The organism is Aeromicrobium sp. (assembly GCF_036676885.1).
Lineage (GTDB): Bacteria > Actinomycetota > Actinomycetes > Propionibacteriales > Nocardioidaceae > Aeromicrobium.
Map to the genome: position 1 here is coordinate 1 of NZ_JAKFCB010000193.1, position 2,370 is coordinate 2,370.

Sequence of the window (2,370 nt, forward strand, 5' to 3'; positions counted from 1 at the left end):
CGAGGCGCTTCTCGAGCAGGTCGACCTCGACCTCGAGCCCTTCGTAGCGTCGCACGTACAACGACATCGCCTCAGCGGGGTCACCGCCGGGCCACTGGCCGATCAGTCGTTCACCGTCAGTGGTCTTGACGTAGACATTGCCTTCGTCGTCGACACGACCCCAGGGGTTCGTGGGCGCAGAACTCATGGGCGACAGTGTAGGCGTCGGCCGGGCTCGGGGTGGCCAGTGCGTCTCGCGTACCCTGTCGCACGTGCTTCTCACGTCATTTCCGGCCGGTCCGCTGCAGGCGAACTGCTACTTCGTCTCCCGCGGCCCCGGCACCGGTTGCGCGATCGTCGACCCCGGAATGGATGCCATGGACGGGGTCCACGCGGTCGTCTCGGAGCACAACCTGACGCCGACCGCCGTGCTCATCACGCACGGTCACTTCGACCACATGTGGTGTGCCCAGGACGTCGCCAGTGAGTACGGCTGCCCGGTGTGGATCCACCCCGCCGACAAGCACCTGCTGGCCGACCCGATGGCGGCGATCTCCAACGAGTCCGCCGCGATGCTGCGCGGTCAGCTCGGCATGACCGACATCCCGGACTTCGCCGAGCCGGCAGACGTACGTGATGCGGTCGACGGCGCCCGCATCGAGGTCGACGGCCTGACGTTCCTCGTCGACCACGTACCAGGCCACACGCCCGGCACGGTGTTCTACCGCGTCGACTACGACGGACCCGAGGACGTCTCGCAGGTCATGTTCTCCGGCGACTTCCTGTTCGCCGGATCGATCGGCCGTACGGACCTCAACGGCGGCTCGCACCCGCAGATGCAGGACAGCCTGCGTGACCGCGTGCTGCCACTCGACGACGACATCGTCGTGCTGCCGGGCCACGGCGGTCAGACGTCGATCGGCCGCGAGCGCGCGACCAACCCGTTCCTCGCGGAGCTGATCCAATGACCAAGCTGAGCGGGTTCCCCGAGTTCCTCCCGGCCGAGCGCAATGTCGAGCTGATCGTGCTCGACCACCTGCGTACGGTCTTCGAGCTGCACGGCTTCGCGTCGATCGAGACGCGTGCGGTCGAGACGATGGACCAGCTGCTGCGCAAGGGCGAGATCGACAAAGAGGTCTACGTCCTGCGCCGGCTGCAGGCCGGCGAGGGCGACAGCGACTCCGGCATGGGCTTGCACTTCGACCTCACCGTGCCGTTCGCCCGGTACGTCCTGGAGAACGCCGGCAAGCTGGAGTTCCCGTTCCGCCGCTACCAGATCCAGAAGGTCTGGCGTGGCGAGCGGCCGCAGCAGGGGCGATTCCGCGAGTTCACCCAGGCCGACATCGACATCGTCGCCAAGGACGAGCTGGCGTTCCACTTCGACGTCGAGGTCGCCCAGGTCATGGCCGAGGCGCTGTCGGGCCTGCCCGTGCCGCAGCTGACGCTGCAGGTCAGCAACCGCAAGGTGCTCGAGGGCTTCTACCTGGGCCTCGGCATCGCCGAGCCCACCGCGGTCATGCCGATCGTCGACAAGCTCGACAAGGTCCCGGCCGACAAGATCGCCGAGCAGCTGCAGACCGACGCCGGCCTCACCGCCGAGCAGGCCGCGCAGTGTCTCGCACTCGCAGACGTGCGCACGACCGACGAGTCCTTCGTCGAGGCCGTACGCGCGTTGGGTGTCAGCCACCCGCTGCTCGACGAAGGGCTCGAGGAGCTCCGCCAGGTCGTCATCGGCGCGGCTGGCGCCGAGGGCGTCGACATCGTCGCCGACCTCCGGATCGCGCGCGGCCTGGACTATTACACCGGCACGGTGTTCGAGACCCGCATGGCCGGCTATGAGCACCTCGGCTCGATCTGCTCCGGCGGTCGCTACGACCAGCTCGCCAGCGACGGCAAGAACACCTATCCCGGCGTCGGCATCTCGCTCGGCGTCTCTCGGCTGCTCGTGCCGCTCGTGGCGGACGGCCTCACCGCTGACCGCTCGGTGCCCAGCACCGTCCTCGTCGCACTCGTCGACGAGGAGTCGCGCCCGGCGAGCCTCGAGGTCGCCACGGCGCTGCGTGCCCGTGGCATCCCGACCGAGGTCGCCGCGAGCGCGCAGAAGTTCGGCAAGCAGATTCGCTACGCCGAACGCCGAGGCATACCGTTTGTGTGGTTCCCCGCGAACGGCGACGAGCCGCACAAGGTCAGGGACATCCGCGTCGGCGACCAGACTGACGCCGACCCCACGACCTGGGCCCCGCCCACCGAAGACCTCAAGCCTCGAATCAAGGAGCAGAACACGTGATCCGCACCCACGACGCCGGAAGCCTGCGCGCCGAACACATCGGCCAGCAGGTCACCCTCGCCGGATGGGTGGCCCGTCGTCGAGACCACGGCGGCGTCGCGTTC

General features: G+C 68.4%; 2 protein-coding genes and 1 pseudogene. 2 read left to right on the forward strand and 1 reads right to left on the reverse strand.

The window, feature by feature from the left end; all coding sequences use genetic code 11:
* Positions 1-187: pseudogene (locus V6M46_RS09235) on the reverse strand (DUF349 domain-containing protein); the annotation flags it as partial.
* Between the two features lie 64 nt (positions 188-251).
* Between V6M46_RS09235 and V6M46_RS09240 the strand changes: the two are divergent.
* Together V6M46_RS09240 and hisS are read left to right on the forward strand one after the other, a co-directional pair.
* Positions 252-947, forward strand: coding sequence for an MBL fold metallo-hydrolase (locus tag V6M46_RS09240; protein WP_332664045.1), 696 nt, complete (start codon positions 252-254; stop codon positions 945-947).
* A complete protein-coding gene (gene hisS / locus V6M46_RS09245) occupies positions 944-2,266 on the forward strand; it encodes a histidine--tRNA ligase (protein WP_332664048.1) in 1,323 nt (440 codons plus the stop codon). Before V6M46_RS09240 ends, hisS begins: the two co-directional genes overlap by 4 nt.
* Positions 2,267-2,370: the final 104 nt, after the last annotated feature.

What these genes read in the sequence shown, in the direction of transcription:
- hisS (WP_332664048.1), top strand. Translation starts at nt 944, where the DNA reads ATGACCAAGCTGAGCGGGTTCCCCGAGTTCCTCCCGGCCGAGCGCAAT.